The sequence below is a fragment of the Curtobacterium sp. PhB136 genome (assembly GCF_004346855.1).
GTDB lineage: Bacteria > Actinomycetota > Actinomycetes > Actinomycetales > Microbacteriaceae > Curtobacterium.
The window spans coordinates 29824-49300 of sequence record NZ_SMGH01000008.1 but is presented as its reverse complement, the minus strand read 5'-3'; the positions used below and the strand labels follow the sequence as shown (position 1 = coordinate 49300).

Genomic DNA, 19477 nt, shown 5'->3' with positions numbered 1-19477 from the left:
GGGTGCTGGTGGCCTCTCTTCGTATCTGCGAAGCCCCACGCACGACCAAGCAGCAGCCGCAAGCCCCACAACCACCACACGAAGGAATCCATTGAGACGCGCAAAGATCGTTTCGACCCTCGGACCGGCCACCTCGGACTACGAGACCGTCAAGGAGATCATCGAGGCAGGCGTCGACGTCGCTCGACTCAACCTCAGCCACGGTGACTACAGCGTCCACGAGGCCAACTACGAGAACGTCCGCCGTGCCGCCGCGGACCTCGGCAAGCCCGTCGCGATCCTCGTCGACCTGCAGGGTCCGAAGATCCGCCTCGCGAAGTTCGCCGACGGCCCGCACGACCTCGCGGTCGGCGACGTGTTCACCATCACGACGGAGGACGTCCCCGGCTCGAAGGAGATCTGCGGGACCACGTTCAAGGGCCTCCCGCAGGACGTCAAGCCCGGCGACCCGCTGCTCATCGACGACGGCCGGGTCCGCCTCCGCGTGCTCGACACCGACGGCGTGCGCGTCCGCACGGAGGTCGTCGTCGGCGGCACCGTCTCGAACAACAAGGGCATCAACCTGCCCGGTGTCGCCGTGAACGTCCCCGCGCTGAGCGAGAAGGACGAGGCCGACCTCCGCTGGGGCATCCGCCAGGGCGCCGACCTCATCGCGCTCTCGTTCGTCCGCAACGCCTCGGACGTCGTCCGCGCCCACGAGATCATGGACGAGGAGGGCAAGCGCCTCCCCGTCATCGCGAAGATCGAGAAGCCGCAGGCCGTCGATGCGCTCGAGGAGATCATCGACGCCTTCGACTCGATCATGGTCGCCCGTGGTGACCTCGGCGTGGAGCTCCCGCTCGAAGCCGTCCCGATCGTGCAGAAGCGCGCCGTCGAGCTGGCCCGTCGCATGGCGAAGCCGGTCATCGTGGCCACGCAGATGCTCGAGTCGATGATCTCGTCGCCGATCCCGACCCGCGCCGAGACGTCCGACGTCGCGAACGCGGTCCTCGACGGTGCGGACGCGGTCATGCTTTCCGGCGAGACCAGCGTCGGCGAGTACCCGGTGCAGACCGTCCGCACGATGGCCCGCATCGTCGAGTCCACCGAGGACCACGGCCTCGAGCGCATCGCACCGCTCGGCACGAAGCCGCGCACCCTCGGTGGGGCGATCACGCTCGCCGCGGTCGAGATCGCCGAGTTCACCGAGGCGTCGTACCTCTGCGTGTTCACCGAGTCCGGCGACTCCGCACGCCGCATGTCGCGCCTCCGCCACGGCCTGCCGATCATCGCGTTCACGCCGAACGAGGCCACCCGTCGTCGCATGGCGCTGACCTGGGGCGTCCGTTCGTTCCTGGTCCCGCGCATGAAGCACACCGACGAGCTCTTCGGTCAGGTGGACGACGTCCTCATCCACAACGGTCTCGCCTCGCCCGGCGACCGCGTCATCGTGACGGCCGGGTCGCCCCCCGGACTCGAGGGCTCGACGAACGACCTCCGCGTGCACCGCGTCGGTGACGCGCACGCCGAGGCGGCGCCGGCGTACGTTCGGGACTAGTCCAGACAGTCCCAGCGCGCTGACGGGGCGCGGACGGGAGGCACGGTGCAGGTTCTGCAGACGGCCTCCGGTCCGCGCCCCGTCGCGTGCTCCCGCCCCCGTCCCGTCGACAGGAGACGACCGCGATGACCGAACCGAGCCTCCAGACCGGTGTGGGCACCAGGCGTCCTGCGGACGTGCGCCGGTGGCGTCGCTACCTGGCAGACGAGCGCGCCGAAGCGGCCGTCTACCGGAACCTCGCCGCCCGACGTTCCGGTGAGGAACGCGAGATCCTGAGCGCGCTGGCCGAGGCGGAGGGCCGCCACGAGCAGCACTGGACCGACCTGCTCGGTGCCGACGTCGGCCGGCCGCTCCGGGGGAGTCTCCGCACCCGCGTGCTCGCGTCCCTGGCGAAGCGCTTCGGGTCGGTGTTCGTCCTCGCGCTGATGCAGCGGGCGGAGGACCGATCGCCGTACGCGGACGACGTCGACGCGACCGCGACCATGGCCGCCGACGAACGGATCCACGGCGAGGTCGTCCGCGGACTGGCGAACCGGGGTCGGATGCGGCTCTCGGGGACGTTCCGCGCCGCGGTCTTCGGGGCGAACGACGGCCTGGTGTCGAACCTCGCGCTCATCATCGGCATCAGCGCGTCCGGTGCGGACCGGCACTTCGTGCTGCTGAGCGGCATCGCCGGTCTCCTCGCCGGAGCGCTTTCGATGGGCGCGGGGGAGTACGTCTCGGTGCGGTCGCAGCGGGAGCTCCTCGAGGCGTCGGCACCGCACCCGGACGCCGGGGACGCCGTGGCGGACCTCGACGTCGACGCCAACGAGCTCGCACTGGTCTACCGCGCGCGGGGCATGCCCGAGGCCGAGGCGGAGGCGCACGCAACCGAGGTGCTCGCCGGGCTCGGGAGCGCCCCGGACACCCGCCCGACGCGGGTCGTCGACGACCACGAGGCGGTCGGGAACGGGATGAGCGCGGCGATCTCCAGCTTCTGCTTCTTCGCGTCCGGCGCGATCATCCCGGTGCTGCCGTACCTGTTCGGCCTCGACGGCTGGGCCGCGATCGGTGTCGCCGCCGTGCTCGTCGGGATCGCCCTGCTGGGCACCGGTGCCGTCGTCGGTGTGCTGAGCGGCGCGTCGCCACTCCGCCGGGCGCTCCGGCAGCTCGCGATCGGGTTCGGCGCCGCGGTGGTCACCTACCTGCTCGGGCTGCTCTTCGGGACCGGCTCCGCGTAGGGGACGGCCGGCTCCGCGGTGTGGCGCCGCGTCCCGTCGCGTCGCGTTGCGCTCAGCGGCGGACGGCCGCGCGCGGGGGGAGCAGGAGCAGCGCGCCGGCACCGACGACGATGAGCGCGATCCCGGCGAACACCATGAACACCGTCAGCGCCAGACCCGGTGCGACGAGGACCGCGACACCGCCGAGGATCGAGAGCACGCCGCTCACGAACGACGGGACGCGGGACGATCCGGGGTGGCCGACGAAGCCGCCGACGATGGCCGCGATGCCCTCGATCAGGAACCCGACGCCGGCGAGCACCGCGTAGACGACGAGCGGGACGACCGGGTCGAGGAGCGTCACGAGGCCGGCGATCGCGACGAGTGCGCCGACGACGCCGGAGGTCCAGCGCCAGACCGGTGGTGTGCCGTGCCCGCGGACCGCGGCGAACACGCGGAGCACCCCAGCGACGACGAGGTACACGCCGAAGAGGAGCGCGACCACGACGAGCGAGGGGCGGGGCCAGACGATGGCGACGATGCCGAGCGCGATCGCGACGACTGCGGTGACGACGACGAACACCCGGAACGTGCGGACGGCACGGGAATCCACGAGCACTCCTCCCTGATCTGGACTGCTGGTCGCCTCGAACGCTACCCGGCGGAGCGTCCCGCGTCCGTGCAACCGGATGCAACCCCCACGCTCGTACCGTCGGGCGCAGGCGCGCGGACCGTGCGCCACGACAGCGTCGTCGAGAGGCATCACCATGACCATCGCACCATCGCCCACCACCTACGCCGCACCCGGCGAGGAGGGTGCGCTCGTCTCGTTCCGGTCGCGCTACGACCACTTCATCGGCGGTGAGTACGTCCCGCCGGCGGGTGGGCAGTACTTCGAGAACCCGACCCCCGTCACCGGCAAGACCTTCACGGAGGTCGCACGCGGCGACTCGTCCGACGTCGACCGCGCGGTGCAGGCGGCGTGGAAGGCGTTCCCGGCGTGGGGGAAGACCAGCGTCACGGAGCGCGCGAACATCCTGAACCGCATCGCGGACCGGATGGAGCAGAACCTGGAGCTCCTCGCCGTCGCCGAGACGTGGGAGAACGGCAAGCCGATCCGGGAGACCCTCGGCGCGGACATCCCGCTCGCGATCGACCACTTCCGCTACTTCGCCGGGGCCATCCGGGCGCAGGAGGGTTCGACGGGGGAGATCGACCACGACACCGTGGCGTACCACTTCCACGAACCGCTCGGGGTGGTGGCACAGATCATCCCGTGGAACTTCCCGATCCTGATGGCGGTGTGGAAGCTCGCACCGGCCCTCGCCGCGGGCAACTGCGTCGTGCTGAAGCCGGCGGAGCAGACCCCGGCATCGATCCACGTGCTCATCGAGCTCATCCAGGACCTCATCCCCGCCGGCGTGCTCAACGTCGTGAACGGGTTCGGGTTCGAGGTCGGGGCACCGCTCGCACAGCACCCCGACGTCCGGAAGGTCGCCTTCACCGGTGAGACCACCACCGGCCGCCTGATCATGCAGTACGCGTCGCAGAACCTCATCCCCGTGACCCTGGAGCTCGGCGGCAAGAGCCCGAACGTGTTCTTCGCCGACGTGGCCCAGGAGAAGGACGCCTTCTACGACAAGGCGCTCGAGGGCTTCGCGTTCTTCAACCTCAACCAGGGCGAGGTCTGCACGTGCCCGTCCCGGGCGCTCGTCGCGAAGGAGATCTACGACGGCTTCGTCGCGGACGGTCTCGAACGGGTCCGCGCCGTGAAGCAGGGCCACCCGCTCGACATCTCGACGATGATCGGCGCGCAGGCGTCGAACGACCAGCTCGAGAAGATCCTGAGCTACATCGACATCGGCAAGCAGGAGGGCGCGAAGCTGCTCACCGGCGGCGAACGGGCCGACCTCGGTGGGGAGCTCTCCGGCGGGTACTACGTCACGCCGACGGTGTTCGAGGGCGACAACGCGATGCGGATCTTCCAGGAGGAGATCTTCGGCCCGGTGCTCGCGCTGACGTCCTTCAGCGGGTACGACGACGCCATCGCGATCGCCAACGACACGCTCTACGGCCTCGGCGCCGGGGTCTGGAGCCGCGAGGCCACCACGCTCTACCGGGCCGGCCGGGACATCCAGGCGGGTCGCGTGTGGGAGAACACCTACCACCAGTACCCGGCCGGTGCGGCGTTCGGCGGGTACAAGCAGTCCGGCGTCGGACGCGAGAACCACAAGATGATGCTCGACCACTACCAGCAGACGAAGAACCTGCTCGTGTCCTACGCCGAGGGTCCGATGGGGTTCTTCTGATGCCGCACACCGAGCGCGTCGCGGTGACGGCGGCGGCGGGGGAGCTCCTGCGCTCCCTCGCCGCCCGGCACGGGCCGCTGATGTTCCACCAGTCGGGCGGCTGCTGCGACGGCTCCAGCCCGATGTGCTACCCGGTCGGGATGTTCATGACCGGGTCCGGGGACGTGCTCCTCGGCGCGCTGGAGGTCGAGGGGATCGACCGCGTCGAGGTGTACATGTCCCGGTCCCAGTTCGAGTACTGGAAGTACACGCACCTGACGATCGACGTCGTCGACGGTCGGGGCGGTGGCTTCTCGCTCGAGGTCCCGGAGGGCAAGCGCTTCCTCACCCGCTCGCGGATGTTCACCGACGCGGAACTGGAGGAGCTCGGTCTGGTCCCGGCGGCCGGCCGGACGTAGGCTGACCGCACCCGGCGCGACGACGCGGCGGGCGGACCCGGGACGGAGGACGCATGCGCGCACCCCGACCCGGATCCGTCCGACCGCTCGTCGCCGAATCATGGCGACGCTCCGCGCGGGTCGACCCCGACGGAGCGCCACGACTGACGCTCGGCACCGACGAACTCGACGCCGCCCGGCGCGACGGGCCCCTCGCCACCCTGCTGCCGATCGTGCGGCGGCTGCTGCTCGACGACTCCCGCTCGGCGGGCTGCGTCGTGGCGGTCGGCGACGCCGCGGGCCGGCTCGTCTTCGTCGACGGTGCCCGTTCCGCGCGCCGGGCCGCTGAGGACATGGGGTTCGTCCCCGGCGCCGACTGGGCCGAGGAGCACGTCGGGACGAGCGCCCCCGGCACCGCACTGCGGCTCGACCGGCCCGTGCAGATCCGCCGCGACGAGCACTACGCCACCGCCGTGAAGCCGTGGTCCTGCACCGCGGTGCCCGTGCACGACCCCAGCGGCCGGGTGGTCGGGGTCCTCGACGTCACCGGCGACGAGCGGGCCGTCGAACGCCACACCCTGCCGCTCCTCACCGCGACCGTCGCCGCCGCGGAGGCCGAGCTCGCCCTGGCGGTCCTCCGGGCGCCGAACCCACCCGCACCACGGGCCCCGGCGACCACCGCGGACGCCGAACTCGTGCTGCTCGGGGCCGACACCGCCACCCTCCGCGTCGACGGCCGCGCGGTCGGGCTCTCCGCCCGGCACTCGGAGATCCTCGCGGTCCTCGCGACCGCCCCCGGCGGGCTCCCCGCCGCCGACCTCGCCGCCGCCGTCTACGGCGACCCCGGCGCGACCGTGACGCTCCGGGCAGAGGTGGTCCGGCTCCGCCGGGTCCTCGCCGCGACGGCCCCGTGCGTGACGGTGGCCTCGCGCCCGTACCGGGTGGGCGGTGTGCGCACCGACGTCGACACCGTGCTGGCGGCGCTCGATCGCGGGTCGCGCCTCCAGGCCGTCAGCCGGTACCCCGGACCCGTCCTGCCGGGGTCCGACGCCCCGGGGGTGGACGCGCTCCGCGACCTGGTCCGCGGACGCTTCCGGGAAGCCGTGGTGACCGACGGGTCCGCGGAGGCGCTGCTCGCCTGGGCGCGGACGCCGGACGGGGCAGCGGACGCCCGCGTGCTGCGGGCCTTGCTCCGGACGCTGCCGCCGCGGTCGCCGCGGCGGGCCGGGTTGGTGGCGGCCGTCGAGGCGCTCGAAGGGGTGTGACCGGCTGGTAGTCTGGCCACCTCGCGAGTGTGGTGGAATCGGCAGACACGGGGCACTCAAAATGCTCTGCCTCACGGCGTGCGGGTTCAAGTCCCGCCACTCGTACAACGCGGCTCACGGCGTGCGGGGCAGTCCCGGACACCCGTGTCCCGCCACTCGTACAACGCCTTTCATGCGAAGCAGCACTTCCGACGTCTAGTAGGCTTTCGGTCGTGAGTGACTCAGAAGCAACTGCAACCGCACCCCGTCGCGTCGTCGTCGCCGAGGACGAGTCGCTCATCCGTCTCGACATCGTCGAGATCCTCCGTGACAACGGCTTCGACGTCGTCGGCGAAGCGGGTGACGGCGAGACCGCCGTGCAGCTCGCGACCGACCTCCGTCCCGACCTCGTCATCATGGACGTCAAGATGCCCCAGCTCGACGGCATCTCCGCGGCCGAGAAGCTCTCGAAGAACCACATCGCCCCGGTGGTCCTCCTCACGGCGTTCAGCCAGAAGGAACTCGTCGAGCGTGCGACGGAGGCCGGAGCGCTCGCGTACGTCGTGAAGCCCTTCACCCCGAACGACCTGCTGCCGGCGATCGAGATCGCACTCTCCCGGTACCAGCAGATCATCACCCTCGAAGCCGAGGTCGCCGACCTCGTCGAGCGCTTCGAGACCCGCAAGCTCGTCGACCGCGCCAAGGGCCTGCTCAACGAGAAGATGGGCCTCACCGAGCCCGAGGCGTTCCGCTGGATCCAGAAGGCCTCGATGGACCGCCGCCTCACGATGCACGACGTCGCCAAGGCGATCATCGAGCAGCTCAGCGCGAAGAAGTAGTCCGCCGGACCGGGCAGCGCTCGTGCCGGTGACCAGGGACGACCTGCCCGCCATCGTGGTCGACACGAGTGACGTCGCCGCGGTCCGGGCCCCTGCAGGGCGCGGTGCATCCACCTCGGTGTACGCGCTCGCCTACGCGTCCGGCGTGCTCGCGTTCATCGCCATCGGCGTGTACCAGAACGCCTGGCTGCACCGGAGCGTCGGCACCTCGTTCCTGCTCGCAGCGCTGTGGGTCGTGCCGTTCATCGCGCTCGCACACGTCCTGGACGCCGCCCTGTACCGGGGGCGTCGTCGTGCTCGGAGCGCGACGGCCCGTCGCGCAGCCGTCCGGATCGCCGCCGCCGCCGCAGCAGCCGGGTATCCGGACCTCCCCGTCGAGCTCCTCGCGTCGCGACTGCTGCAGGACGACAACGGTCCGGTCCCGTACACCGGGGTCGGGCGGGAGCCGTACCAGCCCCTCCGCACGTGGGAACTCGCCACGGCGGACCCCTCGATCGCGGTCACGGTCACCCGCGACGGCGCTCCTGAGACCACCCGTGTCAGCGCGGCCACCGTGCCCGCACGACGCGATGGCGCACCGTAGGATCCGAGCTGTGGGGTTCTTCGACAGGTGGCGGCGACCGAAGGGCGTCGACGACGGCGTCGACCAGACCGGGTACGACATCCTGGACGAGGTCGAGCCCGACGACCAGATGGTCGACGAGGCCGTCACGGAGCGCGTGCTCCCGGGCTTCCTCCGGTTCGACGACGTCGTCGAGGCGGTCGTCGAGTGGTACGCCGACGACGTTCCCGACGAGGCCGAGTTCCGGGCGATCGTCGTCGCGCGGGCGCGTCCGATCTGGGACGCGCGGCGCCGCGGAGAAGCGTCGTGGACGTGGGGCAGCAGCCAGCACGACGAGCTCGAGCTCGCGTTCCGAGGACTCGAGCGCCTCGGGTTCGTGACGGGGATGGACCTCGGCGTCGACCAGGGCGACGGCTTCCTCGAGGCGCGTGACCTGCGCACGCCGGACGAGGACGCACCCGGCGGGTTCCGGGAGTGGGCGTACGCGTACTTCCACACCCAGGACGCCGAGGGGCTCTGCCTGGACCGCCACGTGCTGCGCCTGGCCTTCGGGTCGTTCCGCCCGGCGCCCGACATCGACCCGGACCTCGTCGCGACGGCGATGCGCTCCAGCCGTGGCGAAGCCACGATCAACGAACGGTCCCAGCTCTCGGCCGGGCAGCAGGTCGCCGACGTCCTGACCGACCGCGGGTTCGAGCTCGACTGGGACGGCACCGCGGGCAAGCGCATCGGGATCGTCATCGAGCAGTGGCGGAAGGCGCTGCCGTTCAGCGACCTCGACGAGGCCCGACGGGTCGTCGCGGACGAGCACCTCCGCGTGCTGTGGCCCGGCGAACGGGGCACCTCCGACGCCGCTGCACTCGAGGAGCACGACGGCCGGTGGCACGTCTGGGCGACCGACGAGAAGGGCGGCCCGTGGTCGAACGGCTCGTGGCACGATGACCTCGGCGCAGCGCTCGACCGATTCGTCCAGATCGCCCGCATCAACGCGAGGTACGCAGGGCGGTAGGCCGAGCGGACCCGAACGCACGCCCGTGACCGACGTGCCCTCGAGCCGACCATCTGCGAAGGTGGAGCCGTGAACGACGTGGTGATCCGAGCCTCCCGTCCGGCCGACATGCCCGCGGTGGCCGATCTGCGGTGGCGGTGGAGCATCGACGAGGACGGGCGCACCCCCGGGCAGTCGCCCGCGGCGTACCGGGACGCGATGACGGCCTTCGCGCTGGAACACCCGGAGACGCACCGGTGCGTCGTCGCCGAACGCGACGGCGCCGTGCTCGGCATGGCGTGGCTCGGGCTCACCGCACGACCGCCCGCGCCGAATCGCCCGGGGCGACGGATCACGGCGGACGTGCAGACCGTCTACGTGCACCCGGACGTGCGTGGGCAGGGTGTCGCCGGACGGCTGGTCGACCGGCTGCTCGAGATCGCGGACGAGCTCGGCGCCGAACGCGTCTCGGTGCACTCGAGTGTGGACGGCGAGCGGCTCTACCGGCGGCTCGGCTTCGGCGACGCCCGGCTGCTGCTGCAGCGCCCACCGGAGGACTGAACGCCCGCTGCCGCCACGGCTGCCGCCGCAGCGGCTGCCGTCAGCTCCGGACGGGCAGCTGCTGCTGTCAGCTCCGGACGGGCAGCTGCTGCAGGGTCCAGGCGTTGCCGTCGGGATCGGTGAAGAAGACGAAGCGGCCCCAGGCCATCTCGTCGACCCCGACGGCGTTCACGTCGAGCGACTGCAGGTGTGCCAGTGCCTCGTCGGCATCGGGCACCACGACCTGGATGGACTTCAGCGACCCGGGCACGACGTCGGGCGACATGATGCCCTGGCCGAACGCGATCGAGCACGCGGATCCGGGCGGGGTGGCCTGGACGAAGCGGACCTCGTCGGAGACACGCTGGTCGTGGTCGATCGTGAAGCCGAGCGATGCGTAGAAGTCGCGGGAGCGGTCGACGTCGCTGACGGGGACCATGATGAGTTCGATCTTCCAGTCCATGAGGACTCCCTGGTGTTGCACGGGCGCGCGGCCCCGCGGGGGCGTCAGCGCACGTCGCGGATGAGGTTGGTGATGCGGACGGTGGAGCAGCGTCGCCCCTGGTCGTCGGTGAGCACGATCTCGTGCGTGGTGAGCGTGTTGCCGAGGTGGATCGCGGTGCAGACACCCGTGACGACGCCGGAGGTGGCGCTCCGCGTGTGGGACGCGTTCAGCTCGATGCCGACGGCGTAGCGCCCCTCGCCGGCGTGGACGGTGGCCGCCATCGAGCCGAGGCTCTCCGCCAGGACGACGAACGCGCCACCGTGCAGGAGCCCGACGGGCTGGCGGTTGCCCTCGACGGGGATGGTGCCGACGGCGCGCTCCGCGGAGAGCTCCGTGATGACCATGCCCATCTTGTCGGCGAGTTCGCCCATGCCCCGTTCGGCGTACTTCGCGATGCCCTCGGCGGACCCGGTGAGTGTCTGTTCGTCGGTCACGTCGCGGTGCCCTTCGCGCTGGTCGGCCCTGTCGGGGGCCGTCGGTAGGCTGTCCGGGTGTCGGACTCCGCAAAGCCTACCCTCATGGTCATCGACGGCCATTCGCTCGCCTTCCGGGCCTTCTACGCCCTGCCGGTGGACAGCTTCGTCAACCGCGACGGGCAGCACACGAACGCCATCCACGGCTTCATCTCGATGCTGCTGATGCTCCTGCAGCGCGAGAAGCCGACCCACCTGGCGGTCGCGTTCGACATCTCACGGTTCTCCTTCCGCACGCGGGAGTACGAGGACTACAAGGGCACGCGCTCGGAGACGCCGGCGGAGTTCAAGGGGCAGATCCCGCTCCTGCAGCAGGCGCTGGAGGCGATGGGCATCACGACCGTCACGAAGGAGGACTACGAGGCGGACGACATCCTCGCGACGCTCTCCTCGCAGGGCTCCGCGCAGGGGTACCAGGTCTACGTGGTGTCCGGCGACCGCGACTCGATCCAGCTCGTCAACGACGACGTCACGCTGCTCTACCCGTCGGTCCGCGGTGTCTCCGAGCTCACACGCTACGACCGCGACAAGGTGTACGAGCGGTACGGCATCGAACCGCACCAGTACCCGGACATCGCCGCGCTCGTCGGTGAGACCAGCGACAACCTGATCGGCATCGACAAGGTCGGCGAGAAGACCGCCGTCAAGTGGATCACCCAGTACGGCTCGCTCGACGGCGTGCTCGAGCACGCGGACGAGATCAAGGGCGTGGTCGGCAACAACCTGCGCGAGCAGAAGGACCGTGCGATCCGCAACCGCAAGCTGAACCGCCTCGTCACCGACGTCGAGCTGCCGGTCGGCCCTGGTGACGTCGCCCTGCGGCCCCTCGACGAAGCCGCCGTGCGCGAGCTCTTCGCGAAGCTGCAGTTCCGGACGCTGCTCGACCGTGTGTTCAAGGTCGCGGGCAACGGGGAGCCGAGCGACGCCACCGCGGTCGAGGGCGGCATCGAGGACGCCGGCGTCACCCCGCCGCCCGTCAAGACCCTCATCGACGAAGAGCTCGGCTACTGGCTGGAGCGCAAGAACGCCGCCGCCGCGGAGAACGGGTACGGCGTCGCGGTCGAGGTGATCGACGGCCGCCTCAGCGCCATCGGCATCGCCACCCACGACGACGCCGTGCTGGTGCCGGGCGGCAGCGGCGCGAAGGACTACGAGCAGCTCAGTGCCTGGTTCGCCTCGGACGCTCCGAAGCACTTCCACGACGCCAAGGCCGCCATCAAGGCGCTCGGCACCGTGGGCATCACCGTCAACGGGGTCGCCGGCGACGCCCGGATCATGGGCTGGCTCGCGAACCCCGGCAAGCAGGGGCAGCCCCTCACCGACCTCGTCTACCAGGAACTCGGCGAGGAACTCCCCACCGCCGACCCGAACCAGCTCGTCCCCGAGACCGACCCGGTGAACGTCGGCGTGCACGCCTGGTACGTCCTCCGGGTCACCACCGCGCTCCGCGCCCGGATCGACCCCGGCTCGCTGCAGGTCCTCGACGACATCGAGCTCCCGCTCGTCTCGGTGCTCGCGCAGATGGAGACCACGGGCGTCGGCATCGACCGCCCGGTGCTCACCGGCCTGTCGAAGGAACTGGGGGAGCGCGCCGCCGAACTCGCCCAGCAGGCCTTCGCGGAGATCGGGCACGAGGTCAACCTCGGGTCACCGAAGCAGCTGCAGGAAGTGCTGTTCACCGAGCTCGCGATGCCGAAGACCCGCAAGACGAAGACGGGCTTCTCCACCGACGCGGCCAGCCTCACGGACCTGCAGGAACAGCACCCGCACCCGTTCCTCGGGCTCCTGCTGCAGCACCGCGACGCGACGAAGCTCCGCCAGATCGTCGACACCCTCGACGCCGCGGTCGTCGACGGCCGCATCCACACCCGGTACGAGCAGACCGGCACCAGCACCGGCCGGGTGTCCTCGACGGACCCGAACCTGCAGAACATCCCGGTGAAGACCGCGGTCGGCCGTCGGATCCGGTCGGCGTTCGCCGTCGCCGAGCCGTACACGACGCTCCTCACCGCGGACTACTCGCAGATCGAGATGCGGATCATGGCGCACCTCTCCGGCGACCCCGGGCTGATCCAGGCCTTCAACGAGGGCGAAGACCTGCACCGGTTCGTCGGTGCCCGGGTCTTCGGGGTCGAGCCGTCGGACGTCTCCGCGGAGATGCGCACCAAGGTCAAGGCGATGTCCTACGGGCTCGCGTACGGCCTCAGCGCGTTCGGGCTCTCGAAGCAGCTCCGCATCGAGCAGAGTGAAGCGCGGACGCTGATGACCGAGTACTTCGCCCGGTTCGGTGCCGTCCGCGACTACCTCCGGAACGTCGTCGAGCAGGCGCGGGAAGACGGCTACACCGAGACGATCTTCGGCCGTCGCCGTCCCTTCCCGGACCTCAAGAGCCCGAACCGGGTGCTCCGCGAGAACGCCGAGCGTGCGGCGCTGAACGCCCCGATCCAGGGCTCGGCGGCGGACATCATGAAGATCGCGATGCTCGGCGTCGCGGCCGACCTGCGCGACGGCGAGCTCGGGACCCGCCTGCTGCTGCAGGTGCACGACGAGCTCATCCTCGAAGTCGCGCCCGGCGAGCAGGACCGCGTCGAGGAGATCCTCCGTACCAGGATGGGCGGCGCGGCGGACCTGACGGTGCCGCTCGACGTCCAGGTCGGGACCGGCGCCAACTGGGAGGCAGCGGCGCACTGACGCGCGGCTCACGGGGCACTGCACCCGCGTCGTGATCCCGGGGCACTGCACCCGCGTCGTGACCCGGGGACACTGCGCCCGCGTCGTGACGGACGGGAGGCCCGGTGCCGGCTGGCACCGGGCCTCCCGTCGGTCATTTGGTTGCGGTGCCGCCGCCGTGGGTCCGTCGCGGCGCGGCAGCCGTCGGTCAGACGGCGACGACGGCGAAGACCTCGCCCTGGGCTCCGGCCACGACGGCGGAGCGACCGAACGGGCTGTCGAACGGCCCCATCAGCACGGAGCCGCCGTGCGCGGTGACCGTCGCGACCGTCGCGTCCGTGTCGGTCGAGCCGAACCAGGTGAGCCAGTACCCGGGGACGCCGTCGGGCAGTCCGCCGGGCGGCGTGAACACCCCGTCGACGGGCGCGGGGTCCTCCGGGTGCAGCTTGGCGGCCGCGTACGGTTCGGCGGGGTCGCCGAACACGTCGTAGGTGTACCCGAACAGCGTGGCGTAGAAGGTCTTGGCGGCCTCGGCGTCGCGGGTGTGGACCTCGTTCCAGCAGGGTGCGCCCGCCTGGTTCACGAGGCCGTACCCGTCGTGTGCCCGGCCCTGCCACAGTCCGAACACGGCACCGGTGGGATCGGCCGCGACCGCCATCCGGCCGACGTCCATCACGTCGAAGGGCGGCGTGACCACGGTCCCGCCGGCGCTCGTGACGGCCGTCGCGGTGGTGTCGGCGTCGTCGGTCGCGAGGTACGCGGTCCACGAGACGGGCTGTCCCTCGCCCATGAGCGGGCCGACACCCGCGACGGGACGGTCGTCGAGGAGCGCCATCACGTACCCGCCGGACTCGGGCGGGCCGTCCTCGAACCGCCAGCCGAAGACGCCGGCGTAGAAGTCTCGCGCCGCAGGCACGTCGCCGACGCCGAGGTCCGACCAGCACGGTGATCCCGGTGCCCACGCACCAGTGTGTTCCGACATGCAACATCCTTTCGACTGGCCGGTTGGTCCGGCGGGTCGAGCGTAGCGCGCGGCACCGACGTCGGTCGGTGGGGGCCCGCGCGCCGCGTCGACGCCTGTCGGTAGGGTCGGAGCATGACCGAAGAGCGCCCCGTCCGCCAGCCGTCCGCCGTCGACCGCGTCGCCGAGGGATGGGTGTCCACGCTCGTCGACCTCGACCCGACGATCGCCACGTACATCGGCGTCCCCGGGCGCACGGGGGAGTACGGCGACACCTCCCCGGCCGGCGCCGCGGCGATGGCGGACGCGGCGAGGTCGGCCGCGCGGTCCCTGGCCGCGGCCGAGCCGGTGGACGACGTCGACCGCGTGACGAAGACCGACCTCGGCGCCGAGCTCGACCTCGTCGTCGAGTCGTACGACCGGAAGCTCCACCTCCGTGACCTCAACGTCATCGCGAGCCCGGCGCAGTCGCTCCGCGAGATCATCGACCTCATGCCGACCGCGACCGAGTCGGACTGGGCCGACATCGCCAGCCGCGTGAGTGCGCTGCCCGGTGCACTCGAGGGGTTCCGGGAGACGCTGCTCGAGGGCACGCGCGAGGACGTCACCCCGGCGAAGCGACAGGTGGAGCTCGTCGCGGAGCAGGCCGCCCGGAGCGGCGCGGCGGACGGGTTCTTCCAGCAGCTCGCCGCGGAGGCCACCCTGGACGACGGGTCGCCCGTGCCGGACGCACTCCGCGCGGAGCTGACCCGGCACGGCGAGGTCGCAGCGGCCGCCTACCGTTCGTTCGGACGCTTCCTCGAACACGAGCTGATGCCGCTCGCGACGCCGGTCGACGCGGTCGGACGGGACGCCTACGAGCTGCACTCCCGCCGCTTCCTCGGCGCGGTCGTCGACCTCGACGAGACCTACGAGTGGGGGCTCGAGGAGCTCGCGCGCATGCGCGACGAGCAGGAGCGCATCGCGGACCGCATCGAACCGGGCGCGTCCGTGGCGCGCGCGGTCGAGGTGCTCGACGCCGACCCGTCGCGCATGCTGCACGGCACCGACGCGCTGCAGCGGTGGATGCAGGAGACGAGCGACGCCTCGATCCGTGCGATGGACGGCGTCTACTTCGACATCGCCGACCCGATCAAGCGGCTCGAGTGCCGGATCGCCCCGACGCAGGAGGGCGGGATCTACTACTCCGGCCCCTCCGACGACTTCTCCCGCCCCGGCCGAATGTGGTGGTCCGTGCCGCAGGGCGTCACCGAGTTCCAGACCTGGCGCGAGAAGACGACCGTCTACCACGAGGGCGTCCCCGGCCACCACCTGCAGATCAGCCAGGGCGTCTACAACCGCGGCGAGCTCAACACCTGGCGCCGGCAGCTGTCCGGGTCGTCCGGCCACGTCGAGGGCTGGGCGCTCTACGCGGAGCGCCTGATGGAGCAGCTCGGGTTCCTCGACGACGAGGGGGACCGGCTCGGCATGCTCGACGGGCAGCGCATGCGTGCGGCCCGGGTCGTGCTCGACATCGGGGTGCACCTGCAGAAGACGAACCCCGACGGCGGCGGGTGGACGTGGGAGTACGCGCTCGACTTCATGCGCCAGAACGTGAACATGGACGACGCCTTCGTGCGCTTCGAGGTGGCCCGGTACTTCGGGTGGCCGGGACAGGCACCGTCGTACAAGGTCGGCCAGCGCGTCTGGGAGGCGATCCGTGACGAGGTGGCCGCGCGTGAGGGTTCGGCGTTCGACCTGAAGTCCTTCCACCACCGGGCGCTCGCCCTCGGCAGCATCGGGCTCGACACGCTGCGTTCGGCGCTGCTCGACTAGACGCCCGGCGACACGCGCGGCACCCCGCTTGTGAGGGGTCGCGCGCACCGGTTAGACTTGTGCGGCGCAATCCGCGCGCCCACAACCAACCGCCACGGCGGCACCATGCGGGGACATGTCTCCCGCGTCGTCCTGGCCCGACTCATGTCCGTTCGGAGCAATCTCTACATGACAACCACTACGACCAAGGCTCCTAAGCAGGTCGCCATCAACGACATCGGTTCGGCTGATGACTTCCTGGCCGAGGTCGAGAAGACCCTGAAGTTCTTCAACGACGGCGATCTCATCTCCGGCACCGTCGTGAAGATCGACCGCGACGAGGTCCTCCTCGACGTCGGTTACAAGACCGAGGGCGTCATCCCCTCGCGCGAGCTCTCGATCAAGCACGACGTGGACCCCAACGAGGTCGTCAACGTCGGCGACGAGGTCGAGGCCCTGGTTCTCCAGAAGGAGGACAAGGAAGGCCGCCTCATCCTGTCGAAGAAGCGCGCGCAGTACGAGCGTGCGTGGGGCGACGTCGAGAAGATCAAGGAGTCCGACGGGGTCGTCACCGGCACCGTCATCGAGGTCGTCAAGGGTGGCCTCATCGTGGACATCGGTCTCCGCGGCTTCCTCCCGGCCTCGCTCATCGAGCTCCGCCGCGTGCGTGACCTCACGCCGTACCTCGGCCAGGAGATCGAGGCGAAGATCCTCGAGCTCGACAAGAACCGCAACAACGTGGTCCTGTCGCGCCGTGCGCTCCTCGAGCAGACGCAGTCCGAGTCCCGGACCACGTTCCTCAACAACCTGCACAAGGGCCAGGTCCGCAAGGGCGTCGTCTCGTCGATCGTCAACTTCGGTGCGTTCGTCGACCTCGGCGGCGTCGACGGTCTCGTCCACGTCTCCGAGCTCAGCTGGAAGCACATCGAGCACGCCAGCGAGGTCGTCGAGGTCGGTCAGGAAGTCACCGTCGAGATCCTCGAGGTGGACCTGGACCGCGAGCGCGTGTCGCTCTCCCTCAAGGCCACGCAGGAAGACCCGTGGCAGGTCTTCGCCCGCACCCACGCGATCGGCCAGATCGCACCGGGCAAGGTCACGAAGCTCGTGCCGTTCGGTGCCTTCGTCCGCGTCGCGGACGGCATCGAGGGTCTCGTCCACATCTCGGAGCTCTCGAACAAGCACGTCGAGCTCGCCGAGCAGGTCGTCTCCGTCGGCGACGAGGTCTTCGTGAAGATCATCGACATCGACCTCGACCGTCGCCGCATCTCGCTCAGCCTCAAGCAGGCGAACGAGGGCGTGGACCCGGAGAGCGCCGAGTTCGACCCGGCTCTCTACGGCATGCCGACCGAGTACGACGACAAGGGTGACTACAAGTACCCCGAGGGCTTCGACCCGGAGACCAACGAGTGGCTCGAGGGCTACGACACCCAGCGCGAAGAGTGGGAGCGTCAGTACGCCGCCGCCCAGGGTCGCTGGGAGGCCCACAAGGCCCAGGTCGCCAAGTCCCTCACCGAAGAGGCGCAGGGTGGCTTCGACCTCCCGGCCAGCGCTTCCTCGTCGTTCACGAGCGAGCAGGCCGGTCAGGGCACCCTGGCCGACGACGCCTCGCTCGCGGCGCTCCGCGAGAAGCTCAGCTCGACCAACTGATCGCAGCTGCGTGAACCGGAAGCCCGGCACCCTCACAGGGTGCCGGGCTTCCGGCGTCCCAGGAGACAGCGATTCCCGAGAAGCAGCCGCCTAGGCTGGTCGCCGTGCGCATCATCGGACTCACGGGCGGCATCGCCGCGGGCAAGTCGACCGTCTCCGGACGCTGGGCCGACCACGGGGCGGTGATCGTCGACGCCGACCGGCTCGCCCGCGACGCCGTCGCCCCCGGCAGCCAGGGTCTGGCCCGGGTCGCCGAGCGGTTCGGCCCCGGCGTCATCGCGGCGGACGGCTCGCTCGACCGGCCGGCGCTCGGCGCGATCGTCTTCGCGGACCCCGCCGCGCGGAAGGACCTCGAGGGGATCACCCACCCCGAGGTGTGGCGCCTCGCGCAGCAGGCCTTCGACGCGGCCGCGGCAGCCGACCCCGACGCGGTCGTCGTCTACGACGTGCCGCTCCTCGCGGAAGCGCGGGGGTCGCGCCCGCTGCACTTCGACGCGGTCGTCGTGGTGGACGCGCCCGCCGCCGTCCGGGTCGAGCGCCTCGTCGAGCACCGCGGCATGTCCCGCGAAGAGGCCGAGCGTCGCGTCGGTGCGCAGGCCTCGGACGCGGAACGCCTCGCACTCGCCGACCACGTCGTCGACGCCACCGGGACGCTCGAGGACACCATCGCCTCCGCCGACGCCGTGTGGCGCCGGGTGCGTGGCTGACGCGGTCATGCGGCACCGTGTCCTGCTGATCCTCGCCGCCGTGCTCCTGGTGGCGATCGGTGGCGGCACCCTGGTCGCCGCGAACGTGATGGCGGAGCAGCGCGTGGAGCAGCACGGCCGCGAAGCGGTGCACGCGAACGGCGGCCGGAACAGCAAGGCACGCGGGGACGCGAACGGCCCGCAGGACGAGTTCCACCGGTTCCGGCTCGGTGCGATCGACGGCGAGCGGCTCTCCCCGAACCGTGACGACTTCGCCGCCAGGACCGCCAGCGACGGCCCGCTGCTGCTCTTCCTGCCTGCGACCCGTGCACGCCCCGCCGAGTACCAGCGGTTCCTGACGACGGCGCTGGGGGACGGGTACCACGTGCTCGGGCTCGACTACTGGAACCTCGGCAGGACGCTCTCCGGCACCTGCGAGGCCGACCCGCACTGCTACGGCGCGGTCCAGCGGAACCGGTTCGACGGCTCCCGCCCATCCGACTTCAGCGCGGTGTCCCCGGCCGGCTCGATCGTGTCGCGCTTCCGGGACGCGATCGCGCACCTCGACGACGTGGACCCCGACGGGGGGTGGGGTCGGTTCGTGACACCGGCGAAGGAGAACCCGGGCAAGGGCCAGGACGCCGTCGACACCATCTCCTGGAAGGACATCGTCGTCGCCGGGCACTCGCAGGGCGGCGGCGAGGCGGCGTACATCTCGCACATCCGTCCCGTGCTCGGCGCGCTGATGTTCTCGTCCCCGGTGGAGTCCCTCGGTCCGGTGCACGCGGCGTGGATGGACCGACCCGGTCGCACCCCGCCGGCGCGGATGTACGCCATCGACGACGTCCGGGACGTCTTCGGTCCGCGCATCCGCGGGTCGTGGCGCGCGCTCGGGCTGGACACCCCCGCGACCCCGGGCGGCGCCGAGGGGCCGTGGCGGACCGACACTGCGGCACCGCCGGAGGGCTCGGACCCGCACGCGATCCTCACCGACATCCGCGTCGGCACGCCCGCGGAGTCGCACTCGCGCACGATCAAGGACACCACGCCGCTCGACGCCTCCGGGCAGCCCCGGATGGAGGGGCTCTGGCAGTGGCTGCTGCACCGCTTCGCGCCTCATGGCGCATCCTCCGGCGAGTCATAGGA

18 protein-coding genes and 1 tRNA gene are annotated in these 19477 nt (G+C 71.2%); 15 read left to right on the top strand and 4 right to left on the bottom strand.

Annotated features, from left to right (window positions below; all coding sequences use genetic code 11):
- The first annotated feature begins 91 nt into the window (after positions 1–91).
- Both pyk and EDF27_RS14185 read left to right on the top strand, forming a co-directional pair.
- Positions 92–1537, top strand: a complete 1446-nt coding sequence (pyk, locus tag EDF27_RS14190; RefSeq protein WP_123653542.1) for a pyruvate kinase — start codon at positions 92–94, stop codon at positions 1535–1537.
- Between the two features lie 125 nt (positions 1538–1662).
- Positions 1663–2757: a VIT1/CCC1 transporter family protein gene (locus EDF27_RS14185; protein ID WP_132049523.1), complete on the top strand. Its 1095-nt coding sequence runs from the start codon at positions 1663–1665 to the stop codon at positions 2755–2757.
- 52 nt (positions 2758–2809) lie between these two features.
- Here EDF27_RS14185 and EDF27_RS14180 read toward each other — a convergent pair whose 3' ends face one another.
- On the bottom strand, positions 2810–3349 hold the full coding sequence (locus EDF27_RS14180) for a DUF308 domain-containing protein (protein ID WP_165931510.1): 540 nt from the start codon (positions 3347–3349) through the stop codon (positions 2810–2812).
- Positions 3350–3503: 154 nt separating this feature from the next.
- On the opposite strand from EDF27_RS14180, the gene EDF27_RS14175 reads away from it, so the two are divergent.
- The 8 genes from EDF27_RS14175 to EDF27_RS14140 all read left to right on the top strand — a co-directional run bounded on the left by EDF27_RS14175 (position 3504) and on the right by EDF27_RS14140 (position 9616).
- On the top strand, positions 3504–5045 hold the full coding sequence (locus EDF27_RS14175; protein WP_123653539.1) for an aldehyde dehydrogenase family protein: 1542 nt from the start codon (positions 3504–3506) through the stop codon (positions 5043–5045).
- The gene (locus EDF27_RS14170; RefSeq protein ID WP_123653538.1) at positions 5045–5443 is read left to right on the top strand and encodes a DUF779 domain-containing protein; all 399 of its coding nucleotides are present in this window, start codon (positions 5045–5047) and stop codon (positions 5441–5443) included. The genes EDF27_RS14175 and EDF27_RS14170 overlap by 1 nt, the downstream gene beginning before the upstream one ends.
- 53 nt (positions 5444–5496) lie before the next feature.
- Positions 5497–6687 carry a GAF domain-containing protein gene (locus EDF27_RS14165; protein ID WP_132049521.1) on the top strand — a complete coding sequence of 397 codons (1191 nt, stop codon included), beginning with the start codon at positions 5497–5499 and terminating at the stop codon, positions 6685–6687.
- Between the two features lie 23 nt (positions 6688–6710).
- A tRNA-Leu gene (locus EDF27_RS14160) sits at positions 6711–6792 on the top strand.
- Between the two features lie 107 nt (positions 6793–6899).
- Positions 6900–7505, top strand: a complete 606-nt coding sequence (locus EDF27_RS14155; RefSeq protein ID WP_123653536.1) for a response regulator — start codon at positions 6900–6902, stop codon at positions 7503–7505.
- A 28-nt stretch (positions 7506–7533) separates the two neighbouring features.
- Positions 7534–8088: a hypothetical protein gene (locus tag EDF27_RS14150; protein WP_132049519.1), complete on the top strand. Its 555-nt coding sequence runs from the start codon at positions 7534–7536 to the stop codon at positions 8086–8088.
- 10 nt (positions 8089–8098) lie between these two features.
- The gene (locus tag EDF27_RS14145; RefSeq protein ID WP_132049517.1) at positions 8099–9076 is read left to right on the top strand and encodes a hypothetical protein; all 978 of its coding nucleotides are present in this window, start codon (positions 8099–8101) and stop codon (positions 9074–9076) included.
- Between the two features lie 69 nt (positions 9077–9145).
- Positions 9146–9616 (top strand): GNAT family N-acetyltransferase, encoded by a 471-nt coding sequence (locus EDF27_RS14140; RefSeq protein ID WP_243698365.1) that lies wholly within the window; start codon positions 9146–9148, stop codon positions 9614–9616.
- Positions 9617–9683: 67 nt separating this feature from the next.
- On the opposite strand, the gene EDF27_RS14135 is transcribed toward EDF27_RS14140, so the two are convergent.
- Both EDF27_RS14135 and EDF27_RS14130 read right to left on the bottom strand, forming a co-directional pair.
- Positions 9684–10058 carry a VOC family protein gene (locus EDF27_RS14135; protein WP_132049515.1) on the bottom strand — a complete coding sequence of 125 codons (375 nt, stop codon included), beginning with the start codon at positions 10056–10058 and terminating at the stop codon, positions 9684–9686.
- A 44-nt stretch (positions 10059–10102) separates the two neighbouring features.
- A complete protein-coding gene (locus tag EDF27_RS14130) occupies positions 10103–10471 on the bottom strand; it encodes a hotdog fold thioesterase (protein WP_123653858.1) in 369 nt (122 codons plus the stop codon).
- Positions 10472–10591: 120 nt separating this feature from the next.
- Here EDF27_RS14130 and polA point away from each other — a divergent pair, with 120 nt between their 5' ends.
- Positions 10592–13264 (top strand): DNA polymerase I, encoded by a 2673-nt coding sequence (polA, locus tag EDF27_RS14125; protein ID WP_132049513.1) that lies wholly within the window; start codon positions 10592–10594, stop codon positions 13262–13264.
- Positions 13265–13451: 187 nt separating this feature from the next.
- Here the strand turns inward: polA and EDF27_RS14120 are convergent, their stop codons facing one another.
- Positions 13452–14225, bottom strand: coding sequence for a VOC family protein (locus tag EDF27_RS14120; protein ID WP_132049511.1), 774 nt, complete (start codon positions 14223–14225; stop codon positions 13452–13454).
- Positions 14226–14339: 114 nt separating this feature from the next.
- Between EDF27_RS14120 and EDF27_RS14115 the strand changes: the two genes are divergently transcribed.
- The 4 genes from EDF27_RS14115 to EDF27_RS14100 all read left to right on the top strand — a co-directional run bounded on the left by EDF27_RS14115 (position 14340) and on the right by EDF27_RS14100 (position 19475).
- The gene (locus EDF27_RS14115; protein WP_132049509.1) at positions 14340–16019 is read left to right on the top strand and encodes a DUF885 domain-containing protein; all 1680 of its coding nucleotides are present in this window, start codon (positions 14340–14342) and stop codon (positions 16017–16019) included.
- Between the two features lie 168 nt (positions 16020–16187).
- Entirely contained in the window at positions 16188–17645 is a 1458-nt protein-coding gene (rpsA, locus tag EDF27_RS14110) for a 30S ribosomal protein S1 (RefSeq protein ID WP_123653529.1), read from the top strand.
- A gap of 104 nt (positions 17646–17749) precedes the next feature.
- Positions 17750–18352: a dephospho-CoA kinase gene (gene coaE, locus EDF27_RS14105; protein ID WP_132049507.1), complete on the top strand. Its 603-nt coding sequence runs from the start codon at positions 17750–17752 to the stop codon at positions 18350–18352.
- The gene (locus EDF27_RS14100) at positions 18345–19475 is read left to right on the top strand and encodes a hypothetical protein (protein ID WP_132049505.1); all 1131 of its coding nucleotides are present in this window, start codon (positions 18345–18347) and stop codon (positions 19473–19475) included. The genes coaE and EDF27_RS14100 overlap by 8 nt, the downstream gene beginning before the upstream one ends.
- Positions 19476–19477 lie beyond the last annotated feature (2 nt).

Coding starts and splice junctions, on each gene's coding strand:
- EDF27_RS14120 (WP_132049511.1), bottom strand. CDS start 14,225: ATGTCGGAACACACTGGTGCGTGGGCACCGGGATCACCGTGCTGGTCG.
- rpsA (WP_123653529.1), top strand. CDS start 16,188: ATGACAACCACTACGACCAAGGCTCCTAAGCAGGTCGCCATCAACGAC.
- EDF27_RS14135 (WP_132049515.1), bottom strand. CDS start 10,058: ATGGACTGGAAGATCGAACTCATCATGGTCCCCGTCAGCGACGTCGAC.
- EDF27_RS14175 (WP_123653539.1), top strand. CDS start 3,504: ATGACCATCGCACCATCGCCCACCACCTACGCCGCACCCGGCGAGGAG.
- EDF27_RS14170 (WP_123653538.1), top strand. CDS start 5,045: ATGCCGCACACCGAGCGCGTCGCGGTGACGGCGGCGGCGGGGGAGCTC.
- EDF27_RS14130 (WP_123653858.1), bottom strand. CDS start 10,471: ATGGGCGAACTCGCCGACAAGATGGGCATGGTCATCACGGAGCTCTCC.
- EDF27_RS14165 (WP_132049521.1), top strand. CDS start 5,497: ATGCGCGCACCCCGACCCGGATCCGTCCGACCGCTCGTCGCCGAATCA.
- EDF27_RS14115 (WP_132049509.1), top strand. CDS start 14,340: ATGACCGAAGAGCGCCCCGTCCGCCAGCCGTCCGCCGTCGACCGCGTC.
- EDF27_RS14185 (WP_132049523.1), top strand. CDS start 1,663: ATGACCGAACCGAGCCTCCAGACCGGTGTGGGCACCAGGCGTCCTGCG.